Origin of the sequence: Abiotrophia defectiva ATCC 49176, assembly GCF_037041345.1 — a bacterium.
In the GTDB taxonomy this organism is placed as follows: Bacteria; Bacillota; Bacilli; order Lactobacillales; family Aerococcaceae; genus Abiotrophia.
On sequence record NZ_CP146287.1, the window covers coordinates 295,361 to 314,641 of the forward strand.

At 42.9% G+C, this 19,281-nt stretch carries 22 protein-coding genes and 1 pseudogene; 19 read left to right on the forward strand and 4 right to left on the reverse strand.

What is annotated here, in order from left to right; genetic code table 11:
- Positions 1–4 precede the first annotated feature (4 nt).
- The 3 genes and pseudogenes from V7R82_RS01335 to V7R82_RS01345 all read left to right on the forward strand — a co-directional run.
- Complete coding sequence (locus V7R82_RS01335; RefSeq protein ID WP_338542969.1) at positions 5–1,117, forward strand: DUF4238 domain-containing protein; 1,113 nt, start codon at positions 5–7, stop codon at positions 1,115–1,117.
- Positions 1,118–1,168: 51 nt separating this feature from the next.
- Positions 1,169–2,464, forward strand: a complete 1,296-nt coding sequence (locus tag V7R82_RS01340; protein WP_338542970.1) for a hypothetical protein — start codon at positions 1,169–1,171, stop codon at positions 2,462–2,464.
- A gap of 494 nt (positions 2,465–2,958) precedes the next feature.
- Positions 2,959–3,237, forward strand: a pseudogene (locus tag V7R82_RS01345) (hypothetical protein); the annotation flags it as partial.
- Between the two features lie 67 nt (positions 3,238–3,304).
- Here the strand turns inward: V7R82_RS01345 and V7R82_RS01350 are convergent.
- The 3 genes from V7R82_RS01350 to V7R82_RS01360 all read right to left on the reverse strand — a co-directional run bounded on the left by V7R82_RS01350 (position 3,305) and on the right by V7R82_RS01360 (position 5,565).
- Complete coding sequence (locus V7R82_RS01350) at positions 3,305–3,577, reverse strand: hypothetical protein (protein ID WP_338542971.1); 273 nt, start codon at positions 3,575–3,577, stop codon at positions 3,305–3,307.
- Positions 3,578–3,818: 241 nt separating this feature from the next.
- Positions 3,819–4,493, reverse strand: coding sequence for an ABC transporter ATP-binding protein (locus tag V7R82_RS01355; RefSeq protein ID WP_338542972.1), 675 nt, complete (start codon positions 4,491–4,493; stop codon positions 3,819–3,821).
- Between the two features lie 10 nt (positions 4,494–4,503).
- Complete coding sequence (locus V7R82_RS01360; protein ID WP_338542974.1) at positions 4,504–5,565, reverse strand: ABC transporter permease; 1,062 nt, start codon at positions 5,563–5,565, stop codon at positions 4,504–4,506.
- Positions 5,566–6,054: 489 nt separating this feature from the next.
- On the opposite strand from V7R82_RS01360, the gene V7R82_RS01365 reads away from it, so the two are divergent.
- From V7R82_RS01365 to V7R82_RS01390, 6 genes are all read left to right on the forward strand, one after another.
- Positions 6,055–6,207, forward strand: coding sequence for a hypothetical protein (locus tag V7R82_RS01365; protein ID WP_338542976.1), 153 nt, complete (start codon positions 6,055–6,057; stop codon positions 6,205–6,207).
- Positions 6,208–6,439: 232 nt separating this feature from the next.
- On the forward strand, positions 6,440–6,883 hold the full coding sequence (locus V7R82_RS01370; protein WP_338542978.1) for a GNAT family N-acetyltransferase: 444 nt from the start codon (positions 6,440–6,442) through the stop codon (positions 6,881–6,883).
- Between the two features lie 282 nt (positions 6,884–7,165).
- The gene (gene hemH, locus V7R82_RS01375; protein ID WP_338542979.1) at positions 7,166–8,260 is read left to right on the forward strand and encodes a ferrochelatase; all 1,095 of its coding nucleotides are present in this window, start codon (positions 7,166–7,168) and stop codon (positions 8,258–8,260) included.
- A 169-nt stretch (positions 8,261–8,429) separates the two neighbouring features.
- A complete protein-coding gene (locus V7R82_RS01380; protein ID WP_338542981.1) occupies positions 8,430–9,356 on the forward strand; it encodes a peptidase in 927 nt (308 codons plus the stop codon).
- 168 nt (positions 9,357–9,524) lie between these two features.
- Complete coding sequence (locus tag V7R82_RS01385) at positions 9,525–9,932, forward strand: polyketide cyclase (RefSeq protein WP_268445483.1); 408 nt, start codon at positions 9,525–9,527, stop codon at positions 9,930–9,932.
- Positions 9,933–9,998: 66 nt separating this feature from the next.
- On the forward strand, positions 9,999–10,388 hold the full coding sequence (locus V7R82_RS01390) for a MarR family winged helix-turn-helix transcriptional regulator (RefSeq protein WP_291427761.1): 390 nt from the start codon (positions 9,999–10,001) through the stop codon (positions 10,386–10,388).
- Positions 10,389–10,567: 179 nt separating this feature from the next.
- Here V7R82_RS01390 and V7R82_RS01395 read toward each other — a convergent pair whose 3' ends face one another.
- Positions 10,568–10,819: a hypothetical protein gene (locus V7R82_RS01395; protein ID WP_338542983.1), complete on the reverse strand. Its 252-nt coding sequence runs from the start codon at positions 10,817–10,819 to the stop codon at positions 10,568–10,570.
- A 184-nt stretch (positions 10,820–11,003) separates the two neighbouring features.
- Here V7R82_RS01395 and V7R82_RS01400 point away from each other — a divergent pair, with 184 nt between their 5' ends.
- From V7R82_RS01400 to V7R82_RS01445, 10 genes are all read left to right on the forward strand, one after another.
- Positions 11,004–11,966 carry an aminoglycoside phosphotransferase family protein gene (locus V7R82_RS01400; protein WP_338542985.1) on the forward strand — a complete coding sequence of 321 codons (963 nt, stop codon included), beginning with the start codon at positions 11,004–11,006 and terminating at the stop codon, positions 11,964–11,966.
- A 126-nt stretch (positions 11,967–12,092) separates the two neighbouring features.
- A complete protein-coding gene (locus tag V7R82_RS01405; protein ID WP_338542987.1) occupies positions 12,093–12,641 on the forward strand; it encodes a DUF6609 family protein in 549 nt (182 codons plus the stop codon).
- A gap of 104 nt (positions 12,642–12,745) precedes the next feature.
- Complete coding sequence (locus V7R82_RS01410) at positions 12,746–13,774, forward strand: S66 peptidase family protein (protein ID WP_338543726.1); 1,029 nt, start codon at positions 12,746–12,748, stop codon at positions 13,772–13,774.
- Positions 13,775–13,873: 99 nt separating this feature from the next.
- The gene (locus V7R82_RS01415; RefSeq protein ID WP_338542989.1) at positions 13,874–14,716 is read left to right on the forward strand and encodes a DUF4300 family protein; all 843 of its coding nucleotides are present in this window, start codon (positions 13,874–13,876) and stop codon (positions 14,714–14,716) included.
- Between the two features lie 160 nt (positions 14,717–14,876).
- The gene (locus V7R82_RS01420; protein ID WP_338542991.1) at positions 14,877–15,242 is read left to right on the forward strand and encodes a hypothetical protein; all 366 of its coding nucleotides are present in this window, start codon (positions 14,877–14,879) and stop codon (positions 15,240–15,242) included.
- Positions 15,243–15,271: 29 nt separating this feature from the next.
- Positions 15,272–15,856, forward strand: coding sequence for a GrpB family protein (locus V7R82_RS01425; protein WP_338542993.1), 585 nt, complete (start codon positions 15,272–15,274; stop codon positions 15,854–15,856).
- A 51-nt stretch (positions 15,857–15,907) separates the two neighbouring features.
- A complete protein-coding gene (locus V7R82_RS01430) occupies positions 15,908–16,588 on the forward strand; it encodes a hypothetical protein (protein WP_338542994.1) in 681 nt (226 codons plus the stop codon).
- Positions 16,589–16,693: 105 nt separating this feature from the next.
- A complete protein-coding gene (locus V7R82_RS01435) occupies positions 16,694–17,434 on the forward strand; it encodes a TraX family protein (RefSeq protein ID WP_338542996.1) in 741 nt (246 codons plus the stop codon).
- Between the two features lie 101 nt (positions 17,435–17,535).
- Entirely contained in the window at positions 17,536–18,279 is a 744-nt protein-coding gene (locus V7R82_RS01440) for a hypothetical protein (protein ID WP_338542997.1), read from the forward strand.
- 184 nt (positions 18,280–18,463) lie between these two features.
- Entirely contained in the window at positions 18,464–19,195 is a 732-nt protein-coding gene (locus V7R82_RS01445; protein ID WP_291429166.1) for a cyclase family protein, read from the forward strand.
- Positions 19,196–19,281: the final 86 nt, after the last annotated feature.

The following is a 19,281-nucleotide window of genomic DNA, read 5'->3' on the forward strand; positions in this document are numbered from 1 at the left end:
TTGTATGCCAACCAAAAAGCAGCATTTTGTGCCCCGTGTATATATGAAAGCTTGGGAAACACAAGTAGAAACACATAAAGAGCCTGATAAAAAATTCAATGGCATTTATGTGATTAAAGACGGAAGCACTGGTGATGGAGCAAACATAAATTCCGTACTTTGGAAACCGCATCTGTATACTATCAATTTTAAGTATGATTTTATTTGCAATTCATGTGCCAAAGTAAAATCGCAGTTTGTTGACATGATTTACGAGTTGCTAAGAAATAAATTTAAACAGCCTGTTTATGGAAAACTAGGATATAGCATTATCAAAACCAAGAAGAGTATAAAGAAGCATTTTTTTGAAATACATGATTGGGACTTCTATTATGATGACGGTAATGTTGCAAAGAAAACAGCTATTCTAAGCCAGATAGATGCACTTAATTGTTATATTTTAGAAGAATCATTTGACGATTATTTAGAAAAAAACTGGGAAAATACTATGAATTCATTTGTCTATGGAGTTCATAACGGTCAGCCTGTTGGACTTGGAAGAAGCGAAAGAATTATCCCAGTAGATACTGCAAGGGATATGTTGGCGTCTTTTTTCATTATGCTTTGTAGAAATCCTGAATTTGATGCTATGGGTATTTATACACAAATTAAAGAAAACTTGTTGTATCCTGTCTTTGAGTCGATGTGTAAAGACGAGGATGTAAACGAAGTAAAAGAGTATGTTGATGAGTTAATGACGGGAATATGGTATTCTGAACTCTATAAAATGTTCTTTAATAATACAGGTGGATTTTATCATAATGCTGTGCAATTAGCGTTAAGCGGTTGTCAGATGATTCTATTCGAGGCATACGATAACGCAGGATTTTTTATCACATCTGATAATCCTGCATTCGAACATAAATCAGCTGTTGTTGAGAGAGATAATGGTAGTGGTCTTGTTTTTCCGATATCTCCTAAATATCTAGTTTTTGTTGCTAAAGGAGATGAAGGAATTAATGTTGTTGACCATAGATTTGCAGATGCAGAAACTATTAAAAAGTTCAACAGAATAATCAATTTGCACAAGACGGAGATAATAATCTCTTCATCAACAAACTTAATGGATGTGACGTAGTTCGCAAAAATTACAAAGCCTATTATAGAAACAATAGGAGATTCAAAACATATGGAATACATAGGAATAGGTATTGTCGTAGCTGTAGCAATAGCAGCAGGCATTATCATCTCTACAAAATTTAAGAAGCGTGGCTCTACTTCATCAAACGATTTAGTACCGGTGGCGTCAAAAGCTATAAGCGAAAAAGATGAACTTGCTGAGATTCATCAGGAAAATGAACTCATTATTCAGATGGAGATGCTCCCGGCAGAGGCTATTGATGATGATACTAAGCTAGTAGAAATCACAGATAGCAAAGTTCTGGCTCATGTTAATAATCTGGTTCCAGGATTAGCTCAGGCCGGGAATGCAGTCAATAATGCTGCGCAGGCTGTTCAAGCAGCGAATGGTGAAATGTTATATCGTGCGGTTATTCCTGCTGGCGCAAAACTGACAAATTCTAAAGTAATGGAAGGTGCTGTTCGCGGTATCTATCATGGCGCTGATGGAATTAAAGGCCATGCCAATCTTGTGGCTGTAGAAGCACAAAAAGGAACTGCGGTTGTTGCAAACACTGCAGCAGCGGCAATGGGTGTTGCATCAATGGTGGTTGGTCAGTATTACATGACTCAGATAGACAGAAAACTAGGGGAAATCGGTGATGGTATTTCTCAGATACAGGATTTTCAGGATAATGAGTACCGTAGCAGGGTGTTTTCACTTGTTGCTCATGTAAAGAAGATTGCTGATTTCCAGACAGAAATTTTAGAAAATGATGAGTTGCGTCTTTCGAAGATTACGCAGCTTGATAGTTTGGAAGAAGAATGTACGAAACTTCTTGGACAAGCAAATCTTACACTCGCAAGTTTCGCAAAGAAAACGGATCTGGATTATGAAGCCTATGAGAGGGCATTAAGTATTGCACATAACTGGTTCATTTATCAGAAGTCTTTATTAGATGTACTTTACAAGATTTCAGATTTACGTTACACATTGTATTTGGGAGCTTTATCAAGAGAACAGTGTGTTGCATTATTACCGACCTATGCAAAACAAGTAAGTGACACGCAAGAACGTCTTACTGCATGGCATGATGGAACAGCAAAACGTTTAGGAATAGAAACAGATGAGATTCGAAGAAAGAGAGTAGGATTTGATGGTACAATTCATTCTATACTAGGTCTTTTTAATAACGATTTCAATTTCCGTTCTATTGAAAAGAAAACTGCTACGATGATTTCAGCACAAGCATCAGGTCATGATGCGCTGCATATAGCAGATACATCTGAACTATATACAGAGGATGTCCAGCTCATTTCTAAGAATGGGAAGATTTACTATCTTCCAGAAAATAAAGACAAATAACCAAAACAACCCTCTCAACCATCATGGCTGGGAGGGTTTCGCGACTCTATGTGAATTTATCCATATCATACTTAAGTCTAGATTTCAATTCAACTCTCTAACAGTCCATTCAGGTTGTGATATTCTTAAGCCAGTGATTTTAATTGCTTCATCAAACTCAATAAAACAAAAATCAAGCTTTGATAAAACCTGTCAACTATTGATGAGTTGCAGGTATTCGTAAAACTTGTCTGCATCCAATGGAGTTTACCGGTGTTTTTATCTAGGTACAACTAACTGGGGACAAACGTTTCGTGATTTTATTTAACGTAATACTGTGAAATAATATCGACTTTCTTAACTCGAGTCTAATTAAGATCCTATGTTGTGTATGGCATCTACAGAAGTCATCGTAGGTATATCTTTTCCTAGTCTCCACACCCCATAAATTCTGCTCTTTTTTTTCTAGGGTGGTAGCTCTAACTGCGCTGTATAATCAAGCTATCAATGAGAAGAAGGAAGTAGCAAAACATGGCTTGAATGATGAGCAAAAACAACTGCATTAGTATTTCAGTTTTAAGCTGGCCGCTGTCAGAAATCTCTACCTGAGTAGATTTCTAGCGGAGCATGATAGTCTGCGTTCAAAAATAAAAGAAGACTTAGCCTCTTTGTTTGGACAAGCCCACCTGTCTTGCCTAAAGGAAGATTATGAAGAGTTGTCGTGCCTCTTGTTTGAGATAGCGGAATTAGATGACCGATTTAGAGCTTTATGCCTAGAAGCTAGAGATAGCTAAGCTTTAACCTCATATCCACAGTAAACCGGAGGCGCTCTTATAGGCAGACCTCCGGTTATTTCATTTCCTATTTTGTCATCGCCTTCCTCTGGTGGATTTCAAAGCCAAGTGCGACTAGTAGAAGCAGCAGGCCAACTAGCAGGTAGAAGGTCGGATAGACTGAATGGGTGCCGTAGATATCGAAGACACCTTTTAGGAAGGAGCCGAAGATGAGGGTGAGGACGCCCATTTTGTAGGCTGCCTTGGCGTTTTCTGAGCTGAGGAAGTACTTATGAAGTTTTTGGGCTAGTAGATTAGGCGCTAGCGCTAGTAGGAGGGGAATCAGGAAGAGTAGGTACATAAAAGGTGAGTATACTTAGTGTCTGAAGAACTCGTAGACAGTTTAGCTTATCAAGGCGCTTAAGGTAGTGACTGTGTAGAAGGGATGCCTTTCTTGTTTTGATTGGCTTTAGTGGAGTGTGTGGGGCTGCTCCTGAAAGCCTAGAAAATTGAAGATAGATGTGGATAGAAAAAAAGCCTTGGGTTCAAGGCTTTTTCTCTATATATGCAGACCAAATAGATGGAATTACTTACCTATAGTTTTAGACTTTCTCTTTTAATTGGCCATCATTCATGGTGTAAATACGGTCAAACTTGTCTAAAAGGCGTGTGTCATGGGTAATCATAACAACGCCTCTCCCTTGTTCATGGGCAATAGTTGCTAACATATCAGTGACCTGATAAGCCCGTTGGGTGTCTAGGTTAGCAGTGGGTTCGTCGGCCAAAATGATACTCGGATTATTGTAGAGGGCCCTTGCAATCGCAGCACGTTGACGTTCGCCCCCAGAAAGTTCTTTGGGGTAGTTGTTTTTGACCTTGTCTAAATCTAATAGATTGAATAATTTTTGACGATCTTCCTTAACCGACCGTCCCTTATCCAAACGGTCGATTAAGTCTAATTGTTCTTTGACGGTTAAGAATGGGATTAAGTTTGAAGTTTGCAGAATAAAGCCGAACTCCTTGAAACGTAAAGCCGTTTTTTCTTTTTCAGATAACTGGCGCGTATCTTTTCCTTTTACAAGAATATCACCACTCGATGGATGTTGGAGTTGTCCGAGCGTGGTCAAGAAGGTTGTTTTCCCGGAACCTGACGGTCCAATAATGGCCACAAACTCACCAGCATTGAGATGGAAATTCGTTTCGTGCAAAGCAACCACCTGTAAATGCCCATGCCCGTATGTTTTCGTTACTTGCTTCATTTCAATTAATTTAGTCATTTTTTTCTCCTTATTCGGCAATAGCAGTGATTGGGTCAACCTTGAGTAAGCGCGGTAATGAAATCATGCCGCCAAGTAACGCCATCAGACCAATCACTAGGCTTAAAGCCCCATATGCAGCCCAATTTGTATAGAAGAAGAAGGTGGCAGGCAAGACCAAGGTGACGGCCCAAATTCCAATTAAGGCGAAGGCAATCCCAATAAGAGACAGAATGAATATTTGGCAAAACAAGGACCAAACAATGGTCTTGGCTTGAATCCCTTGAGCTCGCATCACGCCATATAAGCCTAATTTTTGGATGGTGATAATATAAATGAAGATTCCGACAATCATCCCAGTAATCACAATCATCGCAATAATCATCCCAGCGAAAACATTTTTCTGTGGGCCATAGCCAGGGAGACGAGAAATCATCTCTTCCACCGTGAGTTGAGTCAATTCATCTGCAGAAATCATTTGATCATTTTTCAAGACTAAGGCCGAAACCGAACGGCTAGAGTCAAGTGTTCCTTGTAAAGTCCAGTAGGTTGTCAAGTTGCTATAGATGACAGGTGCAGTAAAAAATTTACTATTCGTCGTTAAACCAACAACCTTGTAGCTTGTCTCGCTGCCGTTAAGTTGAATCTCGTCTCCCATTGAGATGCCGTAGTTTTTCAAAGATTCGTCAACAACCACTTCATCATCTTTAGTTGGATAATTGCCTTCAGTCAACTTAGGTGCAATAAAGCTGTCCCAGTCTTGGGCAAAGAGAGATACATTGAGTTTTTCCGTATCATCATTGTCTTTGAGGTTTGTCACTACAGACATAAAACCAAGAGCCACAGCATCATCTGAGAGCTTATCTTGGTAATTGGCCTCTGGGATAAAAGAAGCAGTTAAATTATTGTTGGCATAGTCAGATAAAACAACGCCAGTAGCGTTCCAGTTGTCTGCAGCAATTCGATTGATCCTCATAAGACCAAGCGCTAGGCCAGTTAGAAAAAAGACCATAAAGGTAATCAGAAAAATGGTGGATACAATGAGACTATAGCGTAATTTATTTTGCAGAATTTCTTTAATTGCGAGATACATGTGAATGCTCCTTAATTGGTTGTGATTTGGCTCTTGGATAGCTTAAGTCTAGCCGAGCCCATTAGCTAAAATCATTTGAAGCATTGAATTACTGCTTGGATATCTCTTTGTAACCCATTCTCCGAGTTTAGTCCTATCAATCTACCAAAACAAAAAGGCACTGTCAAGAGAAAGGAGTCGTGGGTTAGAATCATACTAAAGGTATTAACAAATTAAAAGGAACCTATGATGATATTAATTTATTCCCATTCTAGCAATATCCCCTGACTTAGAATATCTTGCTGGCCTAGACTAAGGAGGTTTACTCTTCATGAAGTCTCGTTATTCTCTAGGGTTCTGGGAGCCTTCTTCGACAGAGAGTGCTAAAAGGGGTATAATGAAAGGGAAATCAAGACAAGGAGCCCAATGTTTTGTCGCTAAAGGTTATAAGACGGCGTATTTGTGCTAGCACGACGACGACGATATGTACTAAGATTTAGGAGAGAAGCCATGCTAATCAGACAATTAATTGAAGAAGTCCAAGATGAGGCCAGATTGACACCTTATCTAGAGCTGATACCTAAAAAATACAAGAAAACGCAGATGGATTTTATGCATCTATTGACCCGATTAGGCTATATTTTTATTTGTCTGACAAGCTAGAATTGACTGACTATCTAATCGATAAGATGCTGGGGATTCAATTTGAGGGCGACTATCGTTACTGGGGGCCTGTGCAAAACATCGGCTTGCTTGGCGTCCATATTAATGAGCCAAAATATGGAGGAAGTGTGAGAGATTAGCACCCAATCTGAAAGTTTAGATAGTAATACGGGGGAGAAGGAATTTATAATGGCATGGAACCATTAAATTCCAGTTTGACGGAGGAATGGATATGAAAATCCGAGAAGTGAATAAGAATAAAAAGCAGTTTATATCATTATTGTTATTAGCTGATGAACAGGAGAGCATGGTGGATCGCTATCTTGAAAAAGGAACTATGTATGTGCTTGAAGACAATGGTGTAAAAGCTGAATGTGTTGTCACCGATGAAGGTAACGAAACACTTGAAATCAAGAATATCGCAGTCGATCCGGAAAATCAGGGAAAGGGCTATGGCAAAGCACTAATTGATTTTCTTGCTAGTAAATATGCAGATGAATATTCTATTTTGCAAGTTGGAACAGGTGACAGTCCATTGACGATACCATTTTATGAAAAATGTGGATTTGTTCGTTCTCATAAGACTCCCAATTTCTTTACTGACAATTATGACCACCCAATTTATGAGGGCGGTGTACAACTAATAGATATGGTATATTTGCAAAGACATTTATAACTTCCTGTTTGTGGAGTAGACTGCCGTGTTAATGAAGGTAAGGTTCATTTTCTATCATTTAACGTTAATAACGTTAAATAGTGTGTAGATATGATTCAAAAACTAGCGGGATTGATACGGAGCACCTTTTATACTTAGAGACCAATCGTTTCATGTTGAGTGCGTGGCGGTGCTTAAGAAAACGACTAAGCCTGAATAATAGAACCCTAGATAGTTCCGATAAAGCCTTTTCTATGGTAGAATAAGAGACGGAAACTACGACACACACATAAGGAGTTTGACATGTCTAAGAAAGCTGTCCTCATGATGACCTTTGGGTCACCAGAAGCGATTAGCTATGAAGCAGTCGCGGAATTTTTCACACATATTCGCCGGGGTGTTCGTCCAGAAGAAGATGAAATCAAAACCCTATATGATAATTATGTTCGGATTGGTGGCACGCCTCTCCAAGCCATTACCAGGGAAGAAGTGAGGCTAGTAGCTGAGGCCCTAGAAGGTCAAGCGAACGTTTATTTTGCTAATAAATTTTCGCGTCCCTTCATCCCAGATGTCATTGCGCAGATGGAGGCAGATGGGATTGAAGACTGCCTCTGTTTAATCTTGGAGCCTCATTATTCCTATTACTCCGTAATGGGCTATGAGAAATTCCTAGAGAGCCAGACCATCCGTTTTCAAGTCATTAAAGACTGGTATCGCGAGCCAGCCCTTATCAATTATTGGGTAGAGGAGATTCGAAAAATTATCCAAGAAATTGGTAGTCAGACTTATCGGGTCGTTTTTTCGGCTCATAGCGTACCTGTCTTGGCCTTAGAGTTTGGCGATCCTTATATCGACCAAATCTACGACAATAGCCGCTTGATTGCTGAAGGTCTCGGTCTTGCTCCAGACCAGTATACCAACACTTGGCAGAGCGAGAGCGATATTGGGATGCCATGGATTAAACCAGATGTCTTGGAGTATTTGCGGGAGCAAAGCCAGCATCCCGACCATTATATCTTTGTGCCTATTGCTTTTATTAGTGAGCATATCGAGGTGCTTTTTGACAATGACGTGGAGTGTCAAGAACTCTGCCATGAATTAGGGGTGGGCTATAAGCGTCCCCCTATGCCCAATACGGATCCACGTCTGATTGAGGCCTTGCTGTCAACGGTTGCCAAGCATCTCCACGGGGACTACCAAATCCATCAAGCTGATGAGACTACTTTTGATGAGATGGCGGCGCCTAGAGACAGCGATGCGATTCTAAAAGAAGACCAAGACATCCAGATGCCTGATTTTGTTAAGAAACTCATTGCCAAAAAGGGACGAGAAAACGTCAAGATGCCTTATCTAGTCAAGAAAATGCTGGAGAAGAAATTCGGCAAGAAGTACGATTAAACAGCCAAAAAAGCCTCCTTAGCTGGATAAAAATCTAACTAAGGGGGCTTTTTTAATGGTCTGTAACTTTTTTCAATCCCCACACCCCATAAATTCTGATTCTTTTTTCTAGGGTGGCAGCCCTAACTGCACTGTATAATCAAGCTATCAATGAGAAGGAGGCAGTTAGATGCAGAATTATTTTGGAGACGTATCGCTTTGTTATACCTATTCTTTAGCCATGGCTTTGGAGGCCTATGGTTATGATCTGAGACCGGAATATCTTGAGGCCCTTATGTTGATGGGGAATGGGGCTTCCATTGTCAAAGAAGATGAAGAGCACCCATTAGTATTCTTCGATAACGGCATGCCGGATATTTCGATTTCTCATGTCCTAGAAGTTCTAGGTTTTGACTATGAAGAATATTATCTAAGAGAGGGGGAAGCGGTTGATTTGAATTTAATCAGAAGGAAGTTGAAAGCTCTTCTAGCTAATGGGCCGGTAGTGCTGGGGCCACTCGATATGGGACATCTGACATACAATACTAACCACACCCACTTATACGGAGTGGACCACTTTGTTTCAGCTTATGATTTAGATGATGACTATCTCTACTTGCATGATCCAGCAGGTTTTGCCTGTATGAAGGTTCAGTTCGAAGACTTCCTGCCAGCATGGCAAGCTCAGGCAATCGACTATAAGCGGGGCGCCTATTCTATGTGGGGCAATTTCAAGCGAGTCGCTAGTCCAGACGCGAGCGCAATCTATCTGGCCACCTCGCAAATAATGGCCCAAAGATACCTGCAAGGACAAGAAGGTGTCCTCTCAATCTACGCGGCGGCAGTAGCAAAACATGGCTTGAATGATGAGCAAAAACAACTGCATCAGTATTTCAGTTTTAAACTGGCAGCTGTCAGAAATCTCTACCTGAGTAGATTCCTAGCAGAGCATGATAGTCTGCGTTCAAAAATAAAAGAAGACTTAGCCTCTTTATTTGGACAAGCCCACCTGTCTTGCCTAAAGGAAGATTACGAAGACTTGTCCCGCCTCTTGTTGGAGATAGCGAAATTAGATGACCGATTTAGAGCTTTATGCCTAGTAGCTAGAGATAGTTAAGTTTTAACCTCATATGAAAAAAAACCGGAGGCGCCTGTATAGGCAAACCTCCGGTTATTTCATATCCTATTTTGTCATCCCCGCTCTTACGATTCTAAAAAGAATTTTGTTGACACACATTGTAAAATAACATATAATAAGCACACTTAATAAATTGGGGTGAAAACAATGGAATTTAGTTTCAGTTTGAAAATTAAAGCAACAAAAGAAGCTGTTTGGGAGTATTATGCCAATATTGAAAAATGGTATGCCTGGGAAGAGGATTTAAAAAACATTACATTAAACGATGATTTTAAGACTGGATCCCATGGGACGATGGAGCTTGAAGGTATGCCTCCTATGGATTTTCAACTTACACTTGTAAAAGCCTTCGAAGAATTCTGGGATAAAACAGCCACTCCTTTTGGTGACATCCTTTTTGGACACCAAATAATGGAGAACAATGATGGAAGTGTAACGGTCAAACATTCTGTATCCTTAGATAGTGAGGGTAAGCAACATTTAGAATTTTTACGCCAGGTGTTCTCAGATGTCCCTAACTCTATATTTATTCTGAAAGAGCTTTTGGAACGATAGGAGGATTGCTGTTTGTTTACATCGAAATATAAAAAAGATTCAGAACAATCAACTGGCTTGCTGTTCATGAGGGTGTACAATAAATGGCATCTTATAATAAAAAAAGAGTTAAAGAAAATGAATCTGACACACCCTCAATTTGTTGTTTTAGCTTCGCTTGCCTATCTATCGCAAACTAATGACGAAGTGACTCAAGTCATGATTTCTAAACTTTCTGGGATAGACGTAATGACTGCTTCTCAAATATTGAGTCTATTAGAAAAACATGCATATGTAGAGAGAAAAGAACACTCCAGAGATTCAAGAGCCAAGGCTGTTATTTTGAAGAAAAAGGGAGAAGAGATTTTACAAAAAGCTGTGCCCGTAATCGAGCAAATTGATGAGTTGTTCTTTGGAAAACTAGTTGAGGATGAAGAACATTTCAAACACCTTCTTGTTAGGTTAAACGAAGAATAGTTTAAACGGAATCTTGGTTGCGCTTTGCAACCAAGATTTTTTTATTTCTTACCGTGCTCGAGGATTTTTTGAAGGTACGATAATTATGATAACTAATTGTCTTAGGTAATAAACAAAACCCCATCAGCTGGATAAGAGAATCCAACGGATGGAGTGCTGTTGCTCTAGTAATTAATTTCCTATTTTGCCCTCCCCTTCCTCTGGTGGATTTCAAAGCAAAGTGCGACCAGCAAGAGTAGCAGGCCCACTGGTAGGTAGAAGCTTGGGTAGACTGAATGGGTGCCGTAGATGTCGAAGACGCCTTTTAGGAAGGAGCCGAAGATGAGGGTGAGGACACCCATTTTATAGGCTGCCTTGGCGTTTTCTGAGCTGAGGAAGTGCTTATGAAGTTTTTGGGCTAGTAGATTAGCTATGACGACGATTGTTCTCATTGTTTTACACCGCTCACCTCTGGGGGGAGCTTTCTCCTTTCCTTAGTGCTAACTCTAATGTACAACATGAACCTAAAAGCTACTTAAAAGCAGTGGAAAAAAATGAAGAGACTATTTAAAATAGAGATGAGTAGACAAATGAGTTTAAAGATAAGCTAGAAAAATTAAAGGGGAATAGCAACAGATGAAAAACTGGGAAGACCACATTCCGTGCAATGTTCAAAACAAGTTGGATGCATTAGGTGATGAGGGGCTACAATGGAAAAAGGACTTAAATACAGTTATAGATTGCATAGCAAAAGAGTGGAGCCTTTCTTTGGAGCAAATCCTCGAAGGAGGCACAGAGGCCTTTGTAGCAAAATGTACCTTGAGAAATCAAGAAAAGGGGATTCTCAAATTATTTATGCCTCAATTGGAGGGGAATTCCGAGTTTGAGCAACAAGTAGAGGCCCTTAGAGTTGTAAATGGAGCGGGATATGTCAAGTTGCTAAAGCATGATGTCAAGAGGAAAGCAGTCTTACTAGAGTGTCTGGGCGAGCCATTGAGTGAGTCTGACTATTCTATTAGAGACCAAATGAAGATAATTTGCGGGCTACTTAAGAAAACCTGGATTCCCCTCGATGAAAAACAGGAGCTAAGACTGATGGGACAATTAATTGGGTGGTTTCAAGACTTTATCCTGTCCACTTGGGAAAAATTAGAGCAACCGTGCAGTAAAGAAATCATTGAACGGGCGCTCTTGTTTTTAGAATCAAGAAGAAAGTGCCTGTCTTCATATCAATCTGTGCTAGTCCATGGGGATCCTCACGCTGACAATATACTGAAAGCACTAGATTCCAATGAGCTATCTTATAAATTGATAGATCCGGATGGAATCCTAGGAGAACCTGCCTACGACCTTGGAATCCTCGTGCGAGAATGGGTGGAGGAGTTAGTTGATGCTCCTTTGGAAAAAGCTATTGAGAGAGTTCTCTTACTTCATAATGAAACTGGAGTTGAGAAGCAGAGCATCTGGGAATGGGCATTCATTCAATCTGTCTCAACAGGGTTGTTTTTAAAAGTAATTCAAGAACACGGCTTAGGTGACAGCCTCTTAAGAATTGCTCAGGAATGGTTGCGCTTTGAGCAGTTCCCAGTTCCAGTATAAATATTGAGCTAAAAGGAACTTGTTGACTCCTTTTCTTCTATTAAAGTGCTATAATAAAGTAAGAGCCATCTAGCCTACTGGATAGAGGCTAGATGGCAGTTATGAAGATTTTGGAGGCACTTATTTATGGGATTTTTAGCTTATGACAAGAATGAAAAACTAGCATTTAACTTCAAGAAAGCCTGCGGCTTATGGTTAATGGCCGTCGCATCGGTGATTGCGGTGGCAACCTTAATTGGTGGCAAGCAGATTATCAATATGCAGGTTTTCAGTATAGGTTACATTGTCAGCTTTTTCGCTATTAACCAGAATAAGTCCTTGCTTAATAAATTATCAACGGGTAGCTCTAGCCCCTTCCAGAAGAAAGTAGCCCTCTATGCGGTCATTTTACTCTTTGTCTTAATGGCCATCTTAGGCGGGCCCTTCTTCGCGACGGAGAATTGGCGCCTTATCTGGCTGGGAGCCTTAATGGCGACCGCACTGCATTTCCTCCCCTTCTATTTCGTCCATGGTAAGTCCATGATTTATCTAGCCCTGGTGTGTGCGGTCAATATTGCGGTTGGCTATCTCTTCCCTAATATTTCCATGGCGGTCATTGCCTATGTAGATGCTGCCATCAAGTTCGCCTTTGGGGCCTATCTCTACTTTTTGTCGCGACCATCTCAACAAGCATAAATAGTTCATTTTACCTTTTAATTTGTCGTTAAAAGGTATATTTTATAAGCATTGATTTGCAGAAGTCAAGCTCGTCATTTGATTAATTTTGTGAGGTGAATATGATGATTAAAAAGCTAGCAATCGTCAGCCTATCAGCTGGGGTATTGGGCGAAGATTTCATCAAGCATGAGCTAGAAATTGGCCTTAAAAGACTGTCAGACCTTGGTCTAGAGGTGAGTTTTATGCCCAATGCGCTCAAGGGAATTGACTATTTGAAGCAGCACCCGGAAGCACGGGCTACTGATTTGTTACAGGCTTTTAGAGATCCAGAGATTGACATGATCCTCTGTGCCATTGGTGGCGATGATACTTATCGACTCTTACCCTATTTATTTGAAAACGGAGAGTTGGCTGGTGCTGTGTCCCAAAAGGTCTTCCTCGGTTTCTCCGACACGACCCTCAATCACTTGATGTTGCATAAAGTCGGGCTCAATACTTTCTATGGACAATCCTTCCTTTCGGATATCTGTGAGCTCAATCAGGACATGCTGCCTTACACACGACAATACTTTGAGGAATTAATAAGGACGGGTACAATAAAAGAAATAAGACCGAGTGAGCTGTGGTATGAGAGCCGGTCTGACTTCGGCGTCGACCAAATTGGCAAGCCTTTGAAATCTCACTCGGACTATGGTTTTGACCTGCTTCAGGGGGACCCAATCTTCTCGGGCGAGATTCTTGGAGGTTGCATTGACTCACTCTATGACATCTTTAATGGGGAGCGCTATGCGGATATGCCCCTACTCTGTAGTCGATATGCCTTGCTCCCTCAAAAAGAAGACTGGGTTGGGAAAATCCTCTTACTGGAATCCAGTGAAGAAAAAATGCCACCTGAGAAATTCTATCAAGCACTCACTTTGCTAAAGGAGACAGGTATCTTCGATTCGATTTCCGGCCTGCTAGTAGGAAAGCCCATGGATGATGTATATTCGGAAGAATACAAGCAGCTATTGGTAGACGTCATCGCCAATCCAAGCTTGCCTGTGGTCTTTAATCTTAACATTGGACATGCTCAACCCCGCTGCATCATTCCCTTTGGCCTGAAAGCGACCGTAGATGTAATCAATCAGGTTATCAGGTTTGAAGGATAATTGGAAACTTGAATAGGGCGACAGCCCTTCTATGGAACAAGCCCAATAGATGGCACCACAACTTATTTTGACCAAAATATCAGCTAGAGGAGAGATCTCATGTTCAAATATACCAAAACCATCATTTTATATCTCTGCCTCATTTTGACCCTAGTAGCCTGTAGTCCTAAGCAGAGTGGCCAAGAAGCAAGCCCCTCTCATCCTAGTTCTTCCAACCTCAATAGTCCAAGTAGCCTGGAAGAAGTGAGGACCCTCTTGTCTGCTCATTTGGATAAGGATAGCGTTGAGGAATTCCTCAAACTTGTTAAGGACTACAATGACATTGTGGGACCTAGCGGGCTCAAGGGGGACTTCACCGAATTCACCAAGACGGACTACGATGTGGCCAAGATTAACCCGCTCTGGCATGAGCAGAAGGGGGATTTTATCGGGACAAATTGCCGCATTAACAGCTATACCTTGCTCAAAAACACCATTGAGATTCCGCCTGTCAGCCAGGATGATGAGCTGCTCTTCATGGATAATGATGCCATCGACAAGGGGCATGTCATGGATGCCAAGGATAAGGCGGCCTTCAATATCCTCTTCTCTCGGGTTAAGACCGAGGCTACCCAGGACGTCAAGGTCCACGCCAAGTGTATGGCGCAATACCTGTCCCAGTTCAAGTTCAATGATAAGGTTAGAATGCTGTCAGTAGTCTTACATGATAATTTGGATGGCGACAGCCTCTTCATCGGCCATGTCGGCGTCTTAGTTCCAGCCAAAGGAGGCTATCTCTTCCTAGAGAAGCTGACCTTCGAGGAGCCTTATCAGGCCATCAAATTTGCCAGCAAGGAAGAGGTCTATCAATATCTGGGGACCAAGTACTCCGACTATACTGGTCCTGGACTGGCCAAGCCCTTTATTATGGATAATGATCAATGGGTGGAGGGGACTCAATAGCTAGTTTATCGCCATTACCATAAGTTCCAAGGCGGGACTCGATGGGATAAACAGAGAACTCAGACCGGATGAGGGCAATCAATTAGATAAGCTTGTATGTGAGGCCATCTTATCCTTAGTTTAGCAGAATGATTACCACCAAGAATGAAAGGGAAAAATAATGCGACAATTAGACCAAGTCTATGATCAACTTCCGATTATATCTTTTGAAAAGAGACAAGCACTACATGATTGGTTACTAGCCAATGAACAGACTTCGCCAGGTATTTGGATTCGGATTTTTAAAGCTAAGTCCAAGTCGCCATCGGTGACCTTCCATGAGGTATTGGAAGAAGGGCTTTGCTTCGGGTGGAGTGAAAGCATGCGACGGTCCTATGATGATCTGTCCTATCTGCAGAAGTTTACACCTCGCAAGGGCAAGTCTACCCAGTCTGAACGGAATTTAAGACTGGTTGACAAGCTAGCAGCCGAGAACCGTATGCGACCTTCGGGCTACTCGGCTTTAGGTTTAAAGCCAAAAAACTAGATTTACTTTGTCTGAAAGGAGCAACCCATATGGCCAAGGACCTGAGTCAATTATCTTTAGAAGAACTCTGGCGTCTATTTCCAATCTTCCTAGTGGAACCTAAGGCTCAGTGGGAGGCTGATTATCAAGAAATGGAAGCGCGACTGGAACAAGTCCTAGGAGATTTGCCTCTGGTTCGTATCAGCCACATTGGTAGTACGGCCATCCCAGGCATCTGGGCCAAGGATATCGTTGATGTCTTGGTCGAGTTAGCACCCCAGGCTGATTTGCGCCTAGCCAGTGATTGCCTAATTCAGTCTGGCTTCCTTAAAATGTCAGAGTCAGAGGGGCGGGTATCCTTGAATGCGGGTTATACGCCACAAGGCTTCGCGGATAAGGTCTATCACATTCACTTGCGCTACCAAGGAGATCACGACGAGCTCTACTTTAGGGACTATCTCAGGGAACATGCCCAAGTAGCTGAGGATTATGAGACCCTCAAGTTAGCTCTCTGGTCTCAGTATGAGCACAATCGAGATGCCTACACTGATGCCAAGACCGACTTCATCCAAACTTGGACGCGCCAAGCCCGTCAAGAATACGGGGCGCGCTATGACAAAGGAAAAACAGACTAATAATTTAGCTCTAGTATTGCAACAAAGGTAGAAAGGGAAGGAACCAGATTAATGTGGATACCTTATAAAAAATTAGTCTTCTACGGTGCCTATCTGAGCCAAGTCCAGAAAGAAGCAGACCGTCGCTTGCTAGCAGAGTATGACCTCTCTAGTGGTCAGCTGACTTGGAAAGAGGAAAGTCCTACTGACCTAAGCCGGCGTGTGGCCTGGACCCTGTGGTCTCTAGGCTTGGTCATCTTGCCCCTGCTAGCCGGGCGCCTTATTCGCTGGCTAGGTTATGATGCGGGGCGTCAGCCACACTACCCGGATAGATATCTAGGTAGCCTGGGGGCAGTGGCCTTGCCTTTGCTCTTGGGGCTCTTGTTAGCGCTAGTATATGAAGGCGTGGCAAGCCATCTCAGAGCCCAAGTCAAGTCAGTGCCAGTGCCAGACCTGGCTAGTCAGCGTGCCATTTTAAGCGACTTTCGTGACCAAACCCTGCGTTTTAATGGAGCCCTACCGGGGCGCCAGCGGCCTTATCTGGTCAATAGTCTCTTGTTATTAGGCTATCTCTTTGGCCTGGTGCCGCTGGTATGGGGGCTCTACTGGCAACCCGTCCTAGTCTCGTCCTTTGTAGCTCGTCTGGGGATTTTGGCTTTTCTCCTATCCTTGCTACCAAACTTTATCTTGACCCTCTTGCTTAAGTCCTGGGTCATCCAACGTCTCCTGCGAGGTATAGAGCAGCAAGCCTAAACTTTCAATAATGTAAGATAACCCGGCTAACTGTAAGCTCAGCTTATGGTTGGCCGGGCTTTTTGGGTCTAAACTTAAGCTAAGAAAACTTAAAGGAGTATTCCTATGAAGAAATTAAATGCAACTCAAATCAAATACTTGTTGGCAGCCCTCATGGTTTTAGATCATCTGCCCCATGTGCCCGGTCTGGTGCCACCACTCTGGGAGGGCATCTTTCATGCCATGACGCGCTGTGTGGCCGCGGGCTTTGCCTATCTGGCGGTAGAAGGCTTCATCCATACCCGTAATCTGCAGCGCTATCAAGTCCGTCTCTGGGGTGCCGCAGCCATCATGGTAGCTGGCAACTGGCTGCTTAATGGCCTCTTGGCCGAGCGCGGTGTCCATATCAGCAATAACATCTTCCTCACCCTAGCTCTGGGGGTAAGCATTCTGGCATTGGCCTTCCCGCGGTATAGTCTGACACCAGAGGCCAAACGTCTCCGTTGGGCTGGCGCAGGCTTCCTCTTCTTAGCCGGCCTCTTGCTGACAGAAGGGGGCATGGTGGTACTACCCTTTATCTTGATTACCTACTGCTGCCGTCAGCGCAAGGGCCTTGGGACCGTGCTTTATTTAGGTCTTGCTCTAATCCTATTTGCCCTTTCTTACGCCACCTATGACAGTTGGCAGGAGACCCTCACCATGATGCTCTATAACTCTGATTGGCTCTTCATTAGTGTCTTGCCTCTCTTAGCCCTCTACAATGGCCAAAGAGGTAAGCAGTCAGCCTTCAACCGCTACTTCTTCTATGTCTTCTATCCGCTCCATCTCTGGCTTTTGGCCTTGGTGGCGGCGGGCTTAGCCAAATAGGCCTTTCCTTGCCTGACGAGCTCAAATAGGTTAGACTAGGGCTAGGTACTCCAGTAACCAAGGTGACTCCCCTTATCATCGGTCACCCAAGGAGGTAAAGCATGAAAAAATTACATCTAGTCTTAGCCAGTCTAGCAACCGCTACTAGCTTCTTATTGGCCCCTCAAGCAGCCTGGGCCAATGAATCGGACGATAGCCAAGAGTCCAGTTCTGCTGTTTCAGAGTCTAGTAAGGAGTTAGAAAACAAGGAGCAGGAAGAAGCCTTCTTCAAGACCCTCTTGAAGGTGGAAGCAACTGCCTTTGACAAGGGCCAAGATAAGATTTTCGAATCATCCAAGAACTGGATGTATGAGGCCGTGGATGGCAAGGAGCCACCTAAGCCAACTGAACGTCCCTACAAGATTCCCGAGGATTGGAAGATGCATCCATCCTTGACCAAGGACGACCGTCGGGATATAGGTTATCGCATCATGACGCCTGGCATGAAGGGTTATGTCAATCTCTATACCTTAGAGGCTTATACGACTTCCCCCCTCAAGGGTGGTAAGTTGCTCACCGATAAGGAACTGGAGGAGCGTCTCAAGTCAGACCGGCCAGATTCCATCTTCCAAGGATCGATTGAAATCGAGGGTAAGCAATTTCAGGCTCGCTATGAAGTCGAGCCCGAACACGACACGGCTTGCCTAGTCTTCTACCGCCTAGAGGATACGGGTAAACAAGATGATTCTGTCTTGGTCGGAGCCCTCTATTTCCCCTTAGAACGGGACCAAGACCTAGAGACGGCCATCAGCCAGCAAGTAGCTAATCTCAAGGGGATTTTAAGCCAGTTGAGTAAGGATAAATAAGCTAAGATGACAAGAGGCTAGCTCTAGGGAGCTAGCCTCTTGTTTTTAATTTTATAGTTATTTGCTATATCAGGTTCTAGAAAAATAGTCTAAGGGAATAGGTCCTTCTATCTTGTTTTGCCTCACTTAACTTTGTTATACTGCCTTTACAGTAATCATTAGCTCTTAGTTAGGAGGAGACAAGATGTCAGATTTACTTTCACTTTATGAAACACTCAAGTCCAAAAAATGGGTTGACCTTAGCCATGTCATTAACGAATCTAGCCCCCACTTCCCTGCGCTACCAGCCCTAGAGAAGGAAGACCTCTTCACCCTTAAGGATGGTTTCCACGTTCAGAAAATCTCGGTGGTGGGCCAATACGGCACCCACATTGACGCTCCAATCCACTTCGTGGCGGGTGGCCGCTGGCTGGATCAGATTGAGCTCAAGGATCTGCTCTTGCCTCTTTATGTTATTGACAAGTCGGCTCAAGTGGCGGAGAACCCTAACTACATTTTGACCAAGCAAGACATCCTGGATTTCGAAGCAGAACATGGTCAAATTCGCCCAGAAAGTTTCGTGGCCTTCCGGAGCGACTGGTCTAAGCGCTGGCCAAGCCAAGAGGCCATGCGCAACCTAGATGCAGCCGGTGTTCAGCAGAGTCCAGGTTGGAGTCGCGAGGCCTTGGAATTTCTGATTAAGGAACGCCAAGTCAAGGCTGTGGGCCATGAGACCTTTGACACCGATGCTGGTATTCCGGCAGCGGAGCATGGCTTAGTTAATGAATATTATCTCTTGGAGCAAGATATCTACCAGGTAGAAGTCTTGAATAATTTGGACCAAGTGCCAGCCACTGGTGCCTTGATTAGTGTCCACTTCCCACATTGGGAGCAAGCGACTGGTTCGCCTGTGCGCGCCATTGCTATTTTACCTTAAGCCAATAAATGAGGTCGGATTCTTGAAGTCCGGTCTCTTTTTTATGGGAATGAGTGGCAAATGGCTTTGTTTGACTCAGTTAGGGC